The 16,626-nt window shown below is 39.0% G+C and carries 13 protein-coding genes and 1 pseudogene; 5 read left to right on the forward strand and 9 right to left on the reverse strand.

All coding sequences use genetic code 11. From position 1 onward, the window contains the following. Nucleotides 1-376: 376 nt before the first annotated feature. Entirely contained in the window at nt 377-1,243 is an 867-nt protein-coding gene (locus ACNSTQ_RS09955; protein WP_418199695.1) for a nucleotidyltransferase-like protein, read from the reverse strand. Nucleotides 1,244-1,454: 211 nt separating this feature from the next. Here ACNSTQ_RS09955 and ACNSTQ_RS09960 point away from each other — a divergent pair, with 211 nt between their 5' ends. Then, a complete protein-coding gene (locus tag ACNSTQ_RS09960; RefSeq protein WP_275119486.1) occupies nt 1,455-1,805 on the forward strand; it encodes a YgzB family protein in 351 nt (116 codons plus the stop codon). 31 nt (nt 1,806-1,836) lie between these two features. On the opposite strand, the gene perR is transcribed toward ACNSTQ_RS09960, so the two are convergent. The 7 genes from perR to ACNSTQ_RS09995 all read right to left on the reverse strand — a co-directional run bounded on the left by perR (nt 1,837) and on the right by ACNSTQ_RS09995 (nt 7,027). Continuing rightward, entirely contained in the window at nt 1,837-2,274 is a 438-nt protein-coding gene (perR, locus tag ACNSTQ_RS09965; RefSeq protein ID WP_275119485.1) for a peroxide-responsive transcriptional repressor PerR, read from the reverse strand. A 127-nt stretch (nt 2,275-2,401) separates the two neighbouring features. Then, nucleotides 2,402-2,689, reverse strand: coding sequence for a cyclic-di-AMP receptor (locus ACNSTQ_RS09970; protein WP_418199829.1), 288 nt, complete (start codon nt 2,687-2,689; stop codon nt 2,402-2,404). Nucleotides 2,690-2,731: 42 nt separating this feature from the next. Further along, nucleotides 2,732-3,202 carry a thioredoxin-dependent thiol peroxidase gene (bcp, locus tag ACNSTQ_RS09975; RefSeq protein ID WP_418199696.1) on the reverse strand — a complete coding sequence of 157 codons (471 nt, stop codon included), beginning with the start codon at nt 3,200-3,202 and terminating at the stop codon, nt 2,732-2,734. Between the two features lie 59 nt (nt 3,203-3,261). Further along, complete coding sequence (locus tag ACNSTQ_RS09980) at nt 3,262-3,684, reverse strand: ion channel (protein ID WP_418199697.1); 423 nt, start codon at nt 3,682-3,684, stop codon at nt 3,262-3,264. Between the two features lie 752 nt (nt 3,685-4,436). Then, nucleotides 4,437-5,222: an ABC transporter permease gene (locus ACNSTQ_RS09985; RefSeq protein WP_418199698.1), complete on the reverse strand. Its 786-nt coding sequence runs from the start codon at nt 5,220-5,222 to the stop codon at nt 4,437-4,439. Between the two features lie 4 nt (nt 5,223-5,226). Beyond that, nucleotides 5,227-6,021 carry an ABC transporter permease gene (locus tag ACNSTQ_RS09990; RefSeq protein ID WP_418199699.1) on the reverse strand — a complete coding sequence of 265 codons (795 nt, stop codon included), beginning with the start codon at nt 6,019-6,021 and terminating at the stop codon, nt 5,227-5,229. Then, nucleotides 6,011-7,027: an ABC transporter ATP-binding protein gene (locus ACNSTQ_RS09995; protein WP_418199700.1), complete on the reverse strand. Its 1,017-nt coding sequence runs from the start codon at nt 7,025-7,027 to the stop codon at nt 6,011-6,013. The genes ACNSTQ_RS09990 and ACNSTQ_RS09995 overlap by 11 nt, the downstream gene beginning before the upstream one ends. Before the next feature lie 155 nt (nt 7,028-7,182). Here ACNSTQ_RS09995 and ACNSTQ_RS10000 point away from each other — a divergent pair, with 155 nt between their 5' ends. The 3 genes from ACNSTQ_RS10000 to ACNSTQ_RS10010 all read left to right on the forward strand — a co-directional run bounded on the left by ACNSTQ_RS10000 (nt 7,183) and on the right by ACNSTQ_RS10010 (nt 14,940). Next, nucleotides 7,183-8,475 carry a glutamate-1-semialdehyde 2,1-aminomutase gene (locus tag ACNSTQ_RS10000; RefSeq protein WP_418199701.1) on the forward strand — a complete coding sequence of 431 codons (1,293 nt, stop codon included), beginning with the start codon at nt 7,183-7,185 and terminating at the stop codon, nt 8,473-8,475. A 459-nt stretch (nt 8,476-8,934) separates the two neighbouring features. After that, complete coding sequence (locus tag ACNSTQ_RS10005; protein ID WP_418199702.1) at nt 8,935-13,422, forward strand: glutamate synthase-related protein; 4,488 nt, start codon at nt 8,935-8,937, stop codon at nt 13,420-13,422. A 435-nt stretch (nt 13,423-13,857) separates the two neighbouring features. Further along, nucleotides 13,858-14,940: an FUSC family protein gene (locus tag ACNSTQ_RS10010; protein WP_418199703.1), complete on the forward strand. Its 1,083-nt coding sequence runs from the start codon at nt 13,858-13,860 to the stop codon at nt 14,938-14,940. A gap of 264 nt (nt 14,941-15,204) precedes the next feature. On the opposite strand, the pseudogene ACNSTQ_RS10015 reads toward ACNSTQ_RS10010, so the two are convergent. Beyond that, nucleotides 15,205-15,507: pseudogene (locus ACNSTQ_RS10015) on the reverse strand (GNAT family N-acetyltransferase); the annotation flags it as partial. A 101-nt stretch (nt 15,508-15,608) separates the two neighbouring features. On the opposite strand from ACNSTQ_RS10015, the gene ACNSTQ_RS10020 reads away from it, so the two are divergent. Beyond that, nucleotides 15,609-16,256 (forward strand): vitamin K epoxide reductase family protein, encoded by a 648-nt coding sequence (locus ACNSTQ_RS10020; RefSeq protein WP_418199830.1) that lies wholly within the window; start codon nt 15,609-15,611, stop codon nt 16,254-16,256. Nucleotides 16,257-16,626 lie beyond the last annotated feature (370 nt).

Below are 16,626 nucleotides of genomic sequence, written 5' to 3' on the forward strand. Positions count from 1 at the left end.
TTCGTCCTGAGCCAGGATCAAACTCTCCATAAAAGTGTTTGATATAGCTCACTTCCACAGGATGTGGTGGCTTCGATGTTGCAACAGGACGTTGCGTTCTTAATCGAAGATCATTCATCACTGTGACTTTTAAAACATTGACGAGATATCATGTATCTCATTTATTTCGCTTGGCTTTTTGTTCAGTTTTCAAAGAACTTTTTTCAAAACCGCCTCGATGGCGACTTTTAAAGTATAACATCATGTGAACATCATTGTCAACACTCTGTTTTTAAAAAATAAAAGCTGTTTTTAAAATAAAAAACATCGCCGCAACAGCGACGATTAATAATATATCATATCTATTTTTAGAGGTCAACATTTTTAGAAAAGTTTTTTATCTGCATTCGTACAATCGATGATAGATGCCTTTGGCTTTCGTTTCTTTATGAATAACTTCTATTGCACCTTTTTGAACTAAGAAGCTGACCAACAGTTCTAAGTCAATGGAATACTCCTTTAACTCTGGGTGTTCCATTAATTCTGAAATCGTCCAAGGATCCATAGAGCTGTTCATGATTTTAAGAATATGCATACTCCCCAGCTGCGTTTTTGAAGTAATTGCAAATTCATTTGCAAGCAATACTAGCTCCACCCTCTTTTCAATCATTTCCTGACCTAAAAGTAATTCCTGATAAAGTTTAAATGTTTCAGGCTCAATATGTTTAACTTGATCCCACACTGTAATTTCAGGATAAAACCCTCTTTCGATGACAGAAAGTCTCGCTTGGTGATGAAGAGCGTGAAGGATATGATTAAATGCATCGTAATAATTCTCAGATTGGTATAAGGCTTTCCCTTTCTCATATCGTCGAATTAACTTAGAAAATTCGATCCCCAGCTTTTGTTGTCTTTCTTCAAAAGGAAAGTCATTTATTCTTTTTTTCATATTATATATGTATTCATTTCGATCGAAAAGAACTTTCCCATTGAATACCCAGTCAATAAATCGGCGGTTTGCACCAGTAATCATCCACTGAAAGAACTGCTCTTCATCAACCATATTCATTGCAACCGTCTGATCTAAATATTCATAATGTCTTACGAACCAAGGACTCGTTCCCTTCTCCTTAATAATTAAAAGAATAACATCATGTCCATCAGTAATAGATCCAAATCCTGCGTCTTTCTCTACTATTAATATTCCTAATGTATCAGGCTCACTTGCTTTATCTTGATACAATTGTCTTAACATTACTTCCATTGAGTGGTCCCCTCTCTACAAACACTACAAAATTAAAACATTTCCCATTCATTACTACATCCAAAGAAAAAGGAACACAATGTTCCTAATATAATAAGTCAGATAGTTCTTCGACAAGAAAGTTCTAAACCCTTTTCCATTTATAAATTGCTATTAAATAATTTTTTAACATCGTACTATATGCTATACTAAAACGAGGAGGGAAACTACTATGTCTACTAAACACTCTAATAAAATAAATAAAATAAGAACATTCGCCCTATCCTTAGTATTTATAGGGATTATCGTTATGTATGTAGGAATTTTCTTTAGGAACTCTCCTATTATAATGTCCTTAACGATGCTACTCGGTTTTCTATTCGTTATCGCAAGTACTGTCGTGTACTTTTGGATCGGTATGATTTCAACGAAGTCAGTTAAAGTTGTCTGCCCTAACTGTAACACAACGACAAAAGTACTTGGCCGTGTTGATGCTTGTATGAACTGTAATGAACCATTAACACTAGATCCTGAGCTCGAAGGTAAAGAATTCGATTTAAAATATAATCGTAAAAAAAGCTGAATGCCACGATAGGCACTCAGCTCTTTTTCTCTTAATGAGTAGATTTCTTCTTACAATCCGGACATACACCGTAGATTTCCATGCGGTGATTACTTACATCAAAGTTCGTCACATGTTCAGCAAGGGTTTCTACTTCATCTAGACCCGGATAATGAAAGTCAACGATCTTTCCGCAATCCGTACAGATCACATGATAGTGGTCCGTCGTTACACAATCGAAACGACTCGACGAATCTCCATAGGTTAACTCTTTTACAATCCCTACTTCTTTAAACATACGCAGGTTATTATAGACAGTCGCAACACTCATGTTAGGAAATCGACCTTCTAATGCTTTATAAATATCATCCGCTGTTGGATGAGTCATCGATTCGTATAAATACTCTAAGATTGCATGACGTTGCGGGGTCATGCGAACTTTCGTCGTTTTCAAAGAATCGATCGCTTCCTGCAGGCGATGTTTGGCCATCGTCATGCACCTCGCTTTCAGAACAACAATTCTTAATTTATAATATTTATAAATAGTATAATTATTTTTCGATAAATTGTCAATGTTTCCACTGTATCATTAAAGAAAACTAAGTATACCATTTATATCAAGTCTGAAGTAAAGGCACTAACGCCGGACTTGTCGGGATGATGAATGATGTATATCGATGGGCCACCGATCTCTTTTTCCCTTTTTGCTTTTCTATATGCAAGCAGGCTTCTTGTAATGACTTCCTTAATTCTTCAATATCCTTTTCTTCAACACCAAATAAAAAGGTTGTACTGCCCTTTCTTAAGAAACCACCTGTACTTGCTAGTTCCGTCATGCGAAAACCTTTATATTTTAATTGTCTTTCAACTTCAGTCGCATAATAATTTTCCATAATACAAATCATCAACTTCAACCCTTTGCAACCCCTCTCCTTAATAATCCTTTGTTACTTAAGGTTTTCCCTTATATAAGAAAGAGCTTCTTCCACATGACCTTTCACTTTTACTTTACGCCATTCCTTCACGATTTTTCCTTCTTTATCGATAATAAAAGTGGATCTTTCAATTCCCATATACTCTTTCCCAAAGTTCTTTTTTAGCTTCCATACATCATATGCTTCAGCTGCCTCATGGTTTTCATCCGCGAGCAAAATAAATGGAAGTCCGTGTTTATCAATAAATTTCGTATGGCGTTCTACAGGGTCGGGACTGACCCCTAAAATAACAGCATCCACATCTTCAAAACTTTCATGATGATCCCTAAAGTCACAAGCTTGAGTCGTACATCCCGGCGTCATATCTTTCGGGTAAAAATACAATACAATATTTTTACCTTTATAATCAGTTAATGAAACGTTTTCTCCATTGTTTGCTGGTAAGTTAAATTCAGGTGCAGTTTGTCCGATTTCTACAGTCATTTGTATCCCTCCAATAGTTTTCTTTCGTATAGATTAACGAAAGTTGTCAAGAAGTACAACTAATCTGAACGTTTGTCCATATAGATGACGGTCGTTACAACAAATGTCGCCGGGAGAACATACCCAATTAACGCTTGAAACATGGCAATCGGCCGCCCAAACCCTAGTGGAGTAATATCACCGTACCCGACAGATAGTAACGTCACCGCACTAAAATACATCGTATCTTCTATAAGATGAAGTACATTCCCGCCGACATGTCTTTTCCCTTCAGTAAGAACCGTAATCCCTGCCATTTCCATCGCCATATACAAAGCACCAAACCCAATCGTAATGGTAATATAAACGATAAAGAGCACAACAAAATTTCGTATCGAAAGCGCTTGACCTCGTACCGGACGGCTTTTTAATAACAATAATATACTCATCAGAACACCCAAAACTGCGATTAGGATGACGGTTAATATCAATAATTCCCCCATAAAACCACCTCTAACCCAATTTATGAGCTATTTTTAAAAATTAGGACAAGAGAAAAGAAAAGCGGAAGCGACATGCTTATCGGCGACAAGTGCCGGTGGGTCAGCAATAAGCCTCTTGCTCTTTAGACACGCTTAATGGACCGAAGCGACCCCGAGCCGATGGCACCTGGAGCTAGACATACGAAAAGTTGCATGCACTTATTGTATCTGCTTTTTTCAAGGGGCCTCGCAAGACAACACTCTAATATGGGATTACAGTCAGTTAAGGTGCTATTTTATTTTTTGCGGCACTGAGAGGACGTTATTTTAACAAAAATGACTTCATTTAAGCATTTGTGGAACTGAGAGGACTTTATTTCCTTAATATTAAGCAAAAACAACTTGAAATTTAGTAAATAGGGGCTTCTGAGGTCCTTAAGGAGTCAAATTAGCAACCTTTTAAAGAAATAAGGGCCTGTGGAGTCCACTAATTTTTTCATAGATGCGTCATGAAGATCCTTCTCTTCTGCACAACTAATGTGACCGTATCCCAAGTAAGCGACGGATGTCGGCTAACAAAGGGTCGAGCACCTGGAGCTGCCGTTAGGCACGTAAAGCGTAAGGTGCCCGCTTATCGGCATACAAGCGCTGGAGGGTCAGCAATAAGTGTCTTGCTCTTTAGACACACTTAATAGACCGAAGCGACCTCGACCCGATAGCACCTGCAACTAATATGAAAAGCGAGGAGTTAAATTTCAACTCCTCGCCTCATTTCAGTTTCCTGCTCCTCGATATTTTGTTACACCAACATTCCAAATCACAATGGCCAGTATAAAGAAGATAATTCCCATTACAGGTGTCAGGGCCGCATACATAAACCACTCTTCCCTGCCTAAAAAGTAAGCCGCGGGATATACGCCAACAAACGCAAACGGTAAGATCCATGTTAAAACAAATCGAATTACTCCATTATAAATATCAACCGGATATCTGCCGTAGTTCCCAATATTGTACATCATCGGCATGAAATCAGTCTTACTGTCGGACCAGAAGCTAATACTCGCGAGCATCGTAAAAATACTGCCGTAAATTAAAGCCCCACCTATTACAAGCGCAACAAAAATAAACGGATCATACCAGGACAGTGACAATCCTAATTGACTGCCCGCATAAAACATAATCGCTATACCTGTAATAACCCCAAATAAAGACTCCAATTCCATTCGTTCGAGTACAATTTGAAATAAACTGTGGATCGGACGAGTTAGAACACGGTCCATTTCCCCTTTAACGATGTACCTGTCATTAAAATCCCATATATTAAAGAAAGATGTGAATATGGCATAAGGAACTAGAAAAAAGCCATATATAAAAATAATTTCCTCTCGATTCCAACCGCTTAAGAACGAGGTATGTCCAAAGACTACGAGAATGAACACGAGATTAACCGCTTGAAACAGTAAATCCGAGAAAATCTCTACAACCGTATCAACACGGTAGGTCAGTCTTGTTTTTAAATATTGAGAGGCGTATTGAAAAAACATAGATAGATGAAACATCATTTTAGCCTCCTTGTACAACCATTTGTTTTCTAGCAATCACCCATAAGGCTTGGATCGGGACAATTAAAACAACCGCCCAAATGAATTGAGTAGCTAACCCTTGCCAAACTTCATGATGAGTAAAGCCTTCGGTAAATATCATACTCGGAATATAACTAATCGCCTGAAAAGGTAAAAACGTCATTACATTTTGGGCCCAAATCGGATAAAAACTAATCGGTAATAACAGACCTGAAAAGAGATCAATTACAACACGTTTCCCTCGAATTAATCCGGTATTATTATAGAGGAAGAACGTCAATATGCCGGTAAGCAAATTAATTTGCGTATTAATAATAAAGCTAAACATAAGCGAAATAACGAAGAATACCCAAGTCGAAGGACTTGCTGAAAAAGTAATCGGGAAAACTAACCAGACAATAAACATACCTGGAACAGAGAAGAAAAACAGTCGAAACAACCCTTCTCCAAGTCCTTGCATCGTCTTCATGCCCAAGTAGTTATAAGGTCGAATCAGCTCAATCGCCACTTTCCCTTCTTTAATTTCTTGCGCAATCTCACGGTCAATATTATTAAAGTAAAATGCCCTCGCCATCCAAGCAACAGCAACATACGTTGTCATTTGTAAGACGGAGAGTCCTTGTATTTCATCGTTCCCACCATAGATGGCCATCCATAAAAAATAGTAGGCACCAATATTAATACTATAGATCAAAATACCACTATAGTAATTTGTACGGTAAGCAAGCATCATGAGGAAACGAATTCGAATCATCTCCACATATTTACTTGCCATAGAACACACCTTCTTCATAAATGTTACGAATAATTTCTTCTGTTGAAACCTCGTTAATTCTCATATCCGACAACTTAAAGTGACTCGCAACTAAACTAATAATCTGTGAAACTGCTTCTTCTTGCGAAACAATCGCCATCCAAACATTTTCTTGGTCACCTTGCTTCCATTCAATCGGAAGACTAAGACCTTCTGTTTTTTCTACTAAACTTGTTTTTGAAACGACTTCATCAAACTGAAACTGAATTTCTTTTCCTTTACCCCAATTTCCTTTTAAATTAGCTAGAGATCCATCGTAAATGATTTTTCCTTCATCAAGCATAATCACCCGCTCGCACAGTGCTTCAATGTCACTTAAATCATGAGTGGTTAAAAGGATCGTTGTATTAAACCTTTCATTAATTCTCTTGAGAAACTCACGAATCCTTAACTTAACTAGTACATCCAATCCAATCGTCGGCTCATCTAAAAATAAGAGCGGGGGGTTATGAATTAATGCTGCTGCTAGTTCACACCGCATCCGTTGTCCTAATGACAGTTTACGAACGGGCTTATCTAATAAAGGTTCTAAATCTAACGTTTCAATAATTTCCTTAATATGCGGTTCATATTGTTCATCCGGAATATTGTACACTTTTTTTAGTAGCCTGAACGATTCTTGTACGGCAATATCCCACCATAATTGAGATCGTTGGCCGAATACAACACCAATCGTCCGAACAAAACGTTCCCTTTCTTTATGCGGGTTCATACCGTTCACAACAACTTCACCTGCACTCGGGGTTAAGATTCCTGTAAGCATCTTAATGGTCGTTGATTTACCCGCACCGTTTTCACCGATATAACCAACCATTTCCCCTTTCTTCACTTCAAATGAAATTCCGTCAACCGCTGCAAGTATCTTATAGTTTCTCGTAAATAAATCACGAAATGCCCCTGCTAAACCAGAACGGCTGGAATAGGACTTGAATTCTTTTCGTAATTCACGTACTTCTATTGCATTCATCCTTACACCTCTCTCCTATTTCCTTAGTACTTCATATTAAATACGACTACCTTTTTTCTATAACTCAAATAGTTTAACGTAATCCCCGTTTTCGCTCAAGATAGGAGCTTATGGTAATATTAAGTTGGTAAATTTACATAAAGAGGTGCAAAGAAATGAATCATACAAATTCTGAAACACTTTACTCAGAAGCACTTGAACATATCGTTGGGGGCGTTAACAGTCCTTCACGTTCCTTTAAAGCAGTCGGCGGCGGTGCTCCCGTTTTTATGGAGCGCGGGCAAGGCGCTTACTTTTGGGACGTAGATGGTAACCGGTACATCGATTACCTTGCAGCCTATGGACCAATTATTACAGGACATGCTCATCCACATATTACAAAGGCGATTACAAAAGCGGCTGAAAACGGCGTGCTGTATGGAACACCTACCAATCTTGAAATTCAATTTGCTAAGATGCTAAAAGAAGCCATTCCTTCTATGGAAAAAATTCGTTTTGTTAATTCAGGTACAGAGGCAGTCATGACGACGATTCGTGTGGCTAGAGCTTATACAGGCCGCGACAAGATTATTAAATTTGCAGGCTGCTATCACGGACATTCCGATCTAGTATTAGTAGCTGCAGGTTCCGGCCCTGCAACACTAGGAACTCCTGACTCTGCTGGTGTACCTCAGTCTATCGCCAAAGAAGTGATTACCGTACCATTCAATTGTCTAGAAAGTTTTAAAGAAGCATTAGATCAATGGGGTCACGAAATAGCTGCTGTATTGGTTGAGCCGATTGTTGGAAACTTTGGAATCGTTGAACCGACAGAAGGATTCCTTGAAGGAGTAAACCAATTAGCACACGAAGCTGGTGCATTAGTTATATATGATGAAGTCATTACAGCCTTCCGCTTCATGTACGGCGGTGCGCAGAACTTATTAAACGTTGAACCGGATATGACAGCTTTAGGAAAAATTATTGGCGGCGGGCTTCCAATCGGTGCATATGGTGGAAAAAAGGAAATCATGGAGAAAGTCGCTCCGCTTGGCCCTGCGTATCAAGCTGGAACGATGGCTGGAAACCCTGCTTCTATTAGTGCGGGGATCGCTTGCCTTGAAGTTCTGCAAGAAAAAGGATTATATGATCGACTGGATCACTTAGGGGAGCTTCTCGAAAACGGTATACTTGAACATGCAAAAACATACAATATTCCTATCACGCTTAATCGTCTTAAAGGAGCGCTTACGGTATACTTTACAAAAGAGAAAATTACAAACTATGAACAAGCTGAAAACACCAATGGCGAAATGTTCGCTAAATTCTTTAAGCTCATGCTTGAGCAAGGGGTTAACCTAGCCCCTTCAAAATACGAAGCTTGGTTTCTTACAATAGCCCATACCGAACAAGATATAAACGATACTCTCACCGCTGTTAAACATGCGTTTGCGAAAATGGCAAAATGAATAATTATACATTCGATGCAACCAGAAAAGAAAATCCTTTTCTGGTTTTTCTATTGTAAGACCATATGAAAACGCTTACACAACCAATATTTTCTTGTTTTATTTTTAAAAATTTTTTCGTGCTTTTTGAATGATAACAGCATGAACATGAATAAAAATAATTGATTTTATTCATTGACCGTGATATACTTTATATACAATTCTGACAATTAGAACCTGCTATTTGAGGTTCTATTTTTAATTTGTTAGAAAAGTATTTTTCACAATGTTTGAAGCCAAGAAGGCTGTTCGAAAAGTTCACAAACAGAAGAACGAACGCGGAACTAATTTCTTGAGCACGTTTGAATTTTTTTTATCAATAGTTGTAAGGTTTTATTACAAGATGAACACTGCTTGCAAACTTTTCGAACATGCACTTTCAACCTTAGGAGGTGAAGGTCAGATATTCTGACCAGTTAAATGGAGAAAACATGGAGTCCGAGTACATTTAAAAATTTTAACACGATTGAACATGACAGCTGTGGGATTGTATCTGTCATGGAAAAAGCAAAAAAACCGACGAAAAAGAACATCGATGACTGTATCGATGCGCTAGTTAAGATGAACCACCGTGCTGGTTTTATTAATGATGAAGGCGATGGCGTTGGGATCCACATTGATATCCCAAAGAAATTATGGCAACAAAAGTTGTCTGCTGCTAATACAGACAGCAATCTCGTAGACCGACCTGACTTTGTTGTTGGTCATCTATTTATCGATAAGAAAGTAGATACAGAAGCAGCCAAAGAGCGTATTCGTCAGTTAGTTGTAAAACATGCATTTAATATCATCTTTGAAACGGATCAAGTAACAAACAGCGATGCGCTAGGCCCATTAGGTCGTAAAGAAGAACCGGTATTCTTCCAGGTTGCCTTACTCCCTAATTTTGACGTGTCTAAGTTAAACCTAGCAATCTATAACTTAATGCTTGAGATTGAAGAGGATACTAGTATCCACGTCGCTTCTTTAAGTAATTATTATGCTATTTACAAGGTAATGGGCGCTGGAGATGTCCTTCCTCGTTATTATGATGACTTAGCTAGTCCACTCGTTGCTTCTGCTATGACGCTTGGACATAACCGTTATTCAACAAATACATTATCTACTTTTTTCCGTGTGCAGCCATTTAGTATCATTGGACATAATGGTGAAATTAATACGATTGCCAAGCTAAGAGATGAAGCCCGAATGATCGATGTGCCTCTTGTAGATGGCGCTAGTGACTCTCAAGACTTAAACCGCGTAATTGAAACAATGATTTACAGACACGGCTACAGCTTGTTTGAAGTGCTCGATATTTTATTCCCGCCGATCGTAAATGAAATTAAAGCATTACCTGAACATCTCCAAGATTTATATGCCTATATTAGAGAAGCTTGGGGACATTTTGCTCAAGGTCCTGCAGGAATTATTTCTCGTTTTGGTGATGAAGCTGCATTCAGTGTTGATGCACTTGGTCTGCGGCCCGTTTGGATGATCGAGAATGAAACGTCTTATTATTTCGCTTCAGAACAAGGGATTATCTCTTCTTCAGAATTCGTTTCAGAGCCAAAACCGTTAGCGCCGGGTGAAAAAGTCGGACTGAAATGGAACGAGGACGATACGCTATCCGTATACTTCCAAAATGAATATCAAGAAGAAGTTTACCAACGTTTAAATAAAAGATTAAACACAGTGGGAAGTCACACCAGACTGAATCCACCAGCTTTTGAAACCAACAATAAAGTTTCAAGCTTACCGTTAAAAGTAACAAATAATCACTACGCTGCCTTTGGATGGGATCGTGAACACATTCAAATGGCCGAGCAAATGGCGGAAAAAGGTGTTGAGCCAATTCGCTCATTAGGTCATGATGCACCGTTAGCAGCACTACATCAAGGCCGTAAAAACATTGCTGATTTTATTAAAGAAAGTGTTGCTGTTGTTACAAATCCAGCGATTGACCGTGACCGTGAAATGGAGCACTTTTCTACGCGTGTTATTTTAGGAAAACGTCCTTCACTTTTTGATCATGAAGAAGGTCATACAAATTTAGAACTCACTTCACCGATCATTGTTGAAGGAGAAGCTGGAGTTTATTTAACAGAACAAACCACTTACCCGTCATATGAACAAATCGTCAATTACTACACAAACCTCGGAAGCATTCATACGTTATCTGCTACATTTACAGAAGCAGAAAGTGTTGCTGAAGCATTAGAACGTCTTATGGTAGAAGCAGCAGAAGCTGTTCAAAACGGCAAAGAGTTGATTGTTATTGACGATGCAAAATCACATGTCGACGGGAACCTATGGCTTGACCCTCACCTTGTGACTTCTGCAATCGACCAAGGATTAACAGAAAAGCAAATTCGCCGTAATTGCTCTTTAGTAGTCCGTTCAGCTTCCATCCGTAGTTTACATGATATCGCTGTTCTTTTCGGTTTAGGCGCAGACGTTATTAATCCATATTTAATGATCGCAACCGTTTGTGGCGACTCTAATGAGCCTGTTCTAAAGTTAACTGAAGCCTTAAATAAAGGGCTCGAAAAAGTAATTTCTACGATTGGTATTCATGAGCTCCGCGGATATGGACGCCTGTTCTCAGCAATAGGTTTAAATAATGAAGTATCAGATGTTCTAAACATCGTTAACTTCCTCGGTTCGGATGAATTAAGTTATAACTTTGAAGAAATGAGAAAAGATGCTTTAGCTCGTGTCGAAGATTTTGCAAGTGATAAAGCACGAGCCGGGAAATCTTTCCACTTCTTCCCTCGAATCTGGAAAGCAATTGGTGATATTGCATCTGGTTCAGGAGAATACAGTCAATATAGTCAAAAATTAAAAGACCAAGAAGAAAGCAACCCAATTTCTATTCGTCACCTAGCAGATATTAAAGCATCTGACAAAAAGGTTGCTACTGAAAACGTTAATGTCGGCGTGAACAAACACAGCCTTCCTTTCATTATCAGTTCAATGTCATTCGGTTCACAAAACGAAATTGCTTTTAGAGCGTATGCTGAAGCGGCGGACCGTCTGAACATGATCAGCTTCAATGGTGAAGGTGGAGAAATTAAAGATATGCTCGGTAAATATCCGAACACACGCGGACAACAAGTAGCTTCGGGACGTTTCGGTGTAAATGCTGAGCTCATTAACTCTACAAATCTAATCGAAATCAAAATTGGTCAAGGTGCGAAACCTGGAGAAGGCGGACATTTACCAGGTTCCAAAGTAACTGCGAAAGTTGCTGCTGCTCGTAATGCTACGCTTGGTTCCGATTTGATTTCACCTTCAAATAACCATGATATCTATTCAATTGAGGACTTAGCTCAAATGGTGACTGAAATTAAGACAGCCAATGACCAAGCGAAAGTGTGTGTGAAAGTCCCTGTCGTTCCTAACATCGGAACAATCGCAGTAGGTATTGCAAAAGCTGGTGCTGACTACATCACCCTAAGTGGTTTTGACGGCGGTACAGGAGCAGCACGTGTTCATGCCCTTCAGCACGTTGGTCTTCCAGTTGAAATTGGAATTAAGGCAGCGCATAATGCATTAGTAGAGTCCGGCCTTCGTCACAAAGTTGAACTTTGGGCAGACGGCGGTATGCGCAGTGCACTTGATGTTGTTAAAATTATGTTGCTCGGTGCTAACCGTGTTGGATTCGGTACACTAGCTATGATCGCTGTCGGATGTACAACATGTCGTGGCTGTCACTTAGACACATGTCACGTCGGGATCGCAACACAAATTGAGTCAGAAGCTCAAGCGAAAGAACACGGCCTTCGCCGTTTCGTTCCTCGCCAATTCGATAACGCTGTTCAAGGGTTAATGAATTTATTTACAGCGTTTGGTAAAGAGCTGCAAGCCTTAACGGGTGAACTCGGATTTGAAAATACACAAGACTTAGTAGGTCGTTCAGACTTACTGGAACAAACACGCGGTACGAACTTAATGGACTTAAGCAATATGTTACAAGTCGTTGCGGCTCAAGATGTTCCAATGTTACCTCAGCTTGAAGTTGCTGCTTCTTCTGAAGAAAATCAACTTGCTGTAGCTGCGGGTGCCGAATATCTTGACTACAATGTCGAAGATTTAAATAAATCTCGAGAGTTCTCAGGGGTTACGGCTGAGCAACGAATTCTCGGAAGCCGTGTCTCTTGCCACCGTGTAAGAGGTCACTTAGATGGCTCTTATCGAAATCTTCCAGAAGTTACGTTGAGCTTTAAAGACGGTTCAATTCCTGGAAATGGTCTCGGTGCTTATAATAGTGAAGGAATCGCTATCCACGTTGACGGCGGTGCTCAAGATGGGATTGGTAAAACATCTTTCGGTGGTCAAATGATGATCTTTAAAGCAAAAGGAAAAGATGGTCAGTTCTACAATGGATCGGTCGGTAAAGGAGCAGGTTATGGTGCACAACAAGGTGTGTTCATGTTCCAAGGCAACGCCGATGCTCGTGCAGGTATTCGTCTATCTGGAGCTGATATGATTTTCGGTGGACGCCTGACCAAACCATTAAAAGAAAACTACTACGCTAATCTTGGAGTAAATGCGAACCTTAAAGGATTTGCATTTGAGTATATGACAAACGGACGCGGGGTTGTCCTTGGTGATCCAGGACCATGGATTTGTGCAGGTATGACTGGTGGAGTTGTTTACCTTCGACATCAGCCTGAACTGGGCTTAACGAAAGAAGCGTTACAAGCACGTATCGCAAAAGGTGCGAAAGTTGAGCTTCAACCACTTTCTGAGACTGGAAAAGAAAACTTAAATGAACTATTAGGTCTTTATCAAGATCGTTTAACCGAGTATGGTCAAACAGAAGAAGCTACTTTAATTGCTGAACTTCTGAAAGACTTAGAAACGAATTTCATGCAAGTCATCCCAGTTAAACAACAAGCAGACCCATCGGTTTCAACTGAGTAATAGTTAAATCGCCCTCTTTCATTTGAGGGCGATTTTTTCTTGGAACGATATATTTTGATTATTATGCAAATGTAGAAATGGCCCCATCTAGCGGCCTCACTTCTCTCTATACTGTTCATCAATAGTATGAAGACTAACGAAAATGTGGTTACATATAAAGAATCGGACTGAGAGGACCTTATTATCTACTCTTTGTGCTGAATTTCTACTGATTTGAAGCAAATAACGGCCTTTGAGTCCGCTAAACTCTAATAAGTGGAGGTTTGTCTTAATATTACGGCCTCTGAGTCCGCATAATAAGAAGAGGTTTAAGTAAAACTGTGTTAACCTTATAGAAGTTTGTTATTTCTACTTGATTATTTTTGGGTATACGTGTATATTACCTCATTGTCTTAGTTTTTATTAAGCTTCTAGGCATGAAAGGATCATATAACTATGAAATTAGGTGCAAGAATTTTTAAAACCGGTCTAGCTATTATCTTATCGTTATATATTGCGATTTGGATCGGGCTTGAAAACCCATCCTATGCTGCCCTTGCCGCAACATTTGCGGTTCAACCGTCTATACATCGATCGTTTCAAACGATACTCGAACAAATCCAAGCGAATATTATCGGGGCTGTTCTCGCTGTCATCTTTGTTCTTACGTTCGGGCCAGAACCCTTTGTAGTTGGATTAGTAACCGTCATTGCGATTGCTATTATTATAAAATTAAAGCTAGAGGCTTCTACGGTACCATTAGCGATTGTAACCATTATTATTATTATGGAAAGTCCAGTCGATAACTTTATTGAGTTTGCTTCAATTCGTTTTCTGCTCATACTGATCGGTGTATTTTCTGCATTTGTCGTCAACCTAGTGTTTATTCCACCGCGTTACGAAACGAAACTGTACCATCAAGTCGTTGAATATACCGAGGAAACCATTCAATGGACGATGTTGCTTTTATCACGAGATGCAGATCATAAAGCGATGCGTAAAGACCTTTCGATGCTGCACGAGAAAATGGTGAAGCTCGAAAACTTCTTTCTCTTATATAAAGAAGAACGAAATTACTTTATAAAAAATAAATATAGTAAAGCTCGTAAAGTCGTTTTATTTAAACAGATGATCTTAAGCAGTCAAAAGATCTCAACCATTTTGAAAAACATCGAACGGCGTGAGAATGAACTGTTTCATATGCCAGAAAATCTTCAAGAACTGATTAAAGACCAATTAAGACGATTAACCGATTATCACAATAGAATATTACTAAGGTATGCTGGAAAAGTAAATTCTCAACCAAGCCCTGAAGTATTAGAAGAAATTGATGAAGGTAAAACCAACTTAATGGAAAGTTACTTAGAGTTATATGAGCAAGCGGAAATCAGTAAAGAAGAATGGCTTCACCTTCTTCCTATTATTTCTCATATCATGGAATACGAAGAAAAACTAGAGCATTTAGATCATCTCGTGGACAGTTTCTTTACGTATCATAAAAAAGATAATAAAGTACTGGTCCAAAAAGAAGAAGAATAAAACAACCAGTAGAGAGTAAGCAGTAGAAACCGAGCGTAACGGGTTTTGAGAGGGCAAAAGTGAATTCACAGGCTAAATAACAATTCATTTCGCATACAACCAAAACCAAATTGACACTGCAAACAGCATACAAAAACGCACAGATTTGAACTGCACCCCAATTGTTGGAACTATCTAACAATTGGAGGTGCAGTTTTTCTATGGCTAAATATACCCTTGAGGAAAAAATTACAGCATATTTGGAGGATGTAGAAAGTTTTGTTTCTATCGGGAGATCAATTGGAACATCTGAAGTGTCATCATGAACTGGTTAAGCAATTTGAATATCATGCCATTGGGGGAGAAGTCTTTAAAATTATAGTTCTCATAGAACGGTCCTTTACCTTGTGATGCAAACAAACCAACAACAGCCTTGTCTGGGGCATTTGTATTTAAGTATTTAATCAAAATTTTCATTATTTCATTTCCAATACCCTGTTTCTGATAATCTGGATGAACCATTATATCTTGAATATAGAAATAAATAGCCCCACCTTCAACAATTCTGCCCACTCCCACAATTTGTTCATATTATTTTTAACCCCTTGACATACCCCCTACCCTATATTATAATTCAAATATACCTTACAGGGTATTAAAATTTAAATGGAGGGATTACTTTGAAAGAGATGGTACATGAAAGAACGATAAATTTTAAAAGAGAAGGAAGTCAAGAAACAACAACTGGTTCCGCGTATTCTTATGGATCGGCTGTACCGAAATTATTTGGTGTCTTTACGGCGATTGCCGTACTTGGGTGGGCTGTGAGTATTTTCTTAACGGGAGTTCATTTCTGGGTACTTCCACTACCGGCAAGCTTTGATGTAACCGGCACACCGTGGGCGGTTATGACTAGTGAATGGGCGTATGTAATGGGGATTCCACTTGCTTTAATGGGAGGATTTTATTATCTTACAACTCTCGTACTTTCTGGATTGTGGTTTCAAACACGTCATCCTTTAGTGCTTAAAGTGTTAACACCGATAACAATCATTGGTGTGATGTCTTCTGCATTCTTTGTATATTTACAATTATTTGTCATTGAAGCGATTTGCCCTTTCTGTCTCGTATCTGCGGTAGCTACAGTGCTACTTTTAGTGCTTGAACTTGTGATGTTACGCATGAGTAAATTACCACCACTTCGTGAACTTGTTCGTGATGCTCGTTCTGCATTGGATCGTAAAGGCTTAACTTGGATGTTCCTTCTGTTTATCATAGCCTTACTTCCTGTGATCAGCTTCTGGTTCGCGACAATCATCCCAGCACCAGGTTCATAATAATTTTGAACGGATACTTTCTTGGCGACAAAATAACCATCTGTTTCAATGAAAGACTTTATCACAGGAGTACGATTTAGTTTTGTCCTTCATAGGCTTATGAAGGACATTTTTCTTGCTTTTCAGCTTTGTTTGTCCTTCATCCGCTTTGTGAAGGACACTTTCCTTGCTTTTCAGCTCTGTTCTGTCCTTCATCGGCTTTATGAAGGACACTTTCCTTGCTTTTTAGCTCTGTTCTGTCTTTCATCGGCTTTATGAAGGACATTTCCCTTGCTTTTCAGCTTTGTTTTATCCTTCATCGGCTTTATGAGGAACATTTTTCTCGCTTTTCAGCTCTGTTTTGTCCTTCATCCGCTTTGTGAAGGACACT

Origin of the sequence: Alkalihalobacterium sp. APHAB7, from assembly GCF_048323755.1 — a bacterium.
Classification (GTDB): Bacteria; Bacillota; Bacilli; order Bacillales; family Bacillaceae_F; genus Alkalihalobacterium.

Bases quoted from the DNA above. Each gene is read 5' to 3' on its own strand.
- ACNSTQ_RS09955 (WP_418199695.1), bottom strand. From the start codon at position 1,243: ATGGAAGTAATGTTAAGACAATTGTATCAAGATAAAGCAAGTGAGCCT.
- ACNSTQ_RS09960 (WP_275119486.1), top strand. From the start codon at position 1,455: ATGTCTACTAAACACTCTAATAAAATAAATAAAATAAGAACATTCGCC.
- perR (WP_275119485.1), bottom strand. From the start codon at position 2,274: ATGGCCAAACATCGCCTGCAGGAAGCGATCGATTCTTTGAAAACGACG.
- ACNSTQ_RS09970 (WP_418199829.1), bottom strand. From the start codon at position 2,689: ATGATTTGTATTATGGAAAATTATTATGCGACTGAAGTTGAAAGACAA.
- bcp (WP_418199696.1), bottom strand. From the start codon at position 3,202: ATGACTGTAGAAATCGGACAAACTGCACCTGAATTTAACTTACCAGCA.
- ACNSTQ_RS09980 (WP_418199697.1), bottom strand. From the start codon at position 3,684: ATGGGGGAATTATTGATATTAACCGTCATCCTAATCGCAGTTTTGGGT.
- ACNSTQ_RS09985 (WP_418199698.1), bottom strand. From the start codon at position 5,222: ATGTTTCATCTATCTATGTTTTTTCAATACGCCTCTCAATATTTAAAA.
- ACNSTQ_RS09990 (WP_418199699.1), bottom strand. From the start codon at position 6,021: ATGGCAAGTAAATATGTGGAGATGATTCGAATTCGTTTCCTCATGATG.
- ACNSTQ_RS09995 (WP_418199700.1), bottom strand. From the start codon at position 7,027: ATGAATGCAATAGAAGTACGTGAATTACGAAAAGAATTCAAGTCCTAT.
- ACNSTQ_RS10000 (WP_418199701.1), top strand. From the start codon at position 7,183: ATGAATCATACAAATTCTGAAACACTTTACTCAGAAGCACTTGAACAT.
- ACNSTQ_RS10005 (WP_418199702.1), top strand. From the start codon at position 8,935: ATGGAGAAAACATGGAGTCCGAGTACATTTAAAAATTTTAACACGATT.
- ACNSTQ_RS10010 (WP_418199703.1), top strand. From the start codon at position 13,858: ATGAAATTAGGTGCAAGAATTTTTAAAACCGGTCTAGCTATTATCTTA.
- ACNSTQ_RS10020 (WP_418199830.1), top strand. From the start codon at position 15,609: ATGGTACATGAAAGAACGATAAATTTTAAAAGAGAAGGAAGTCAAGAA.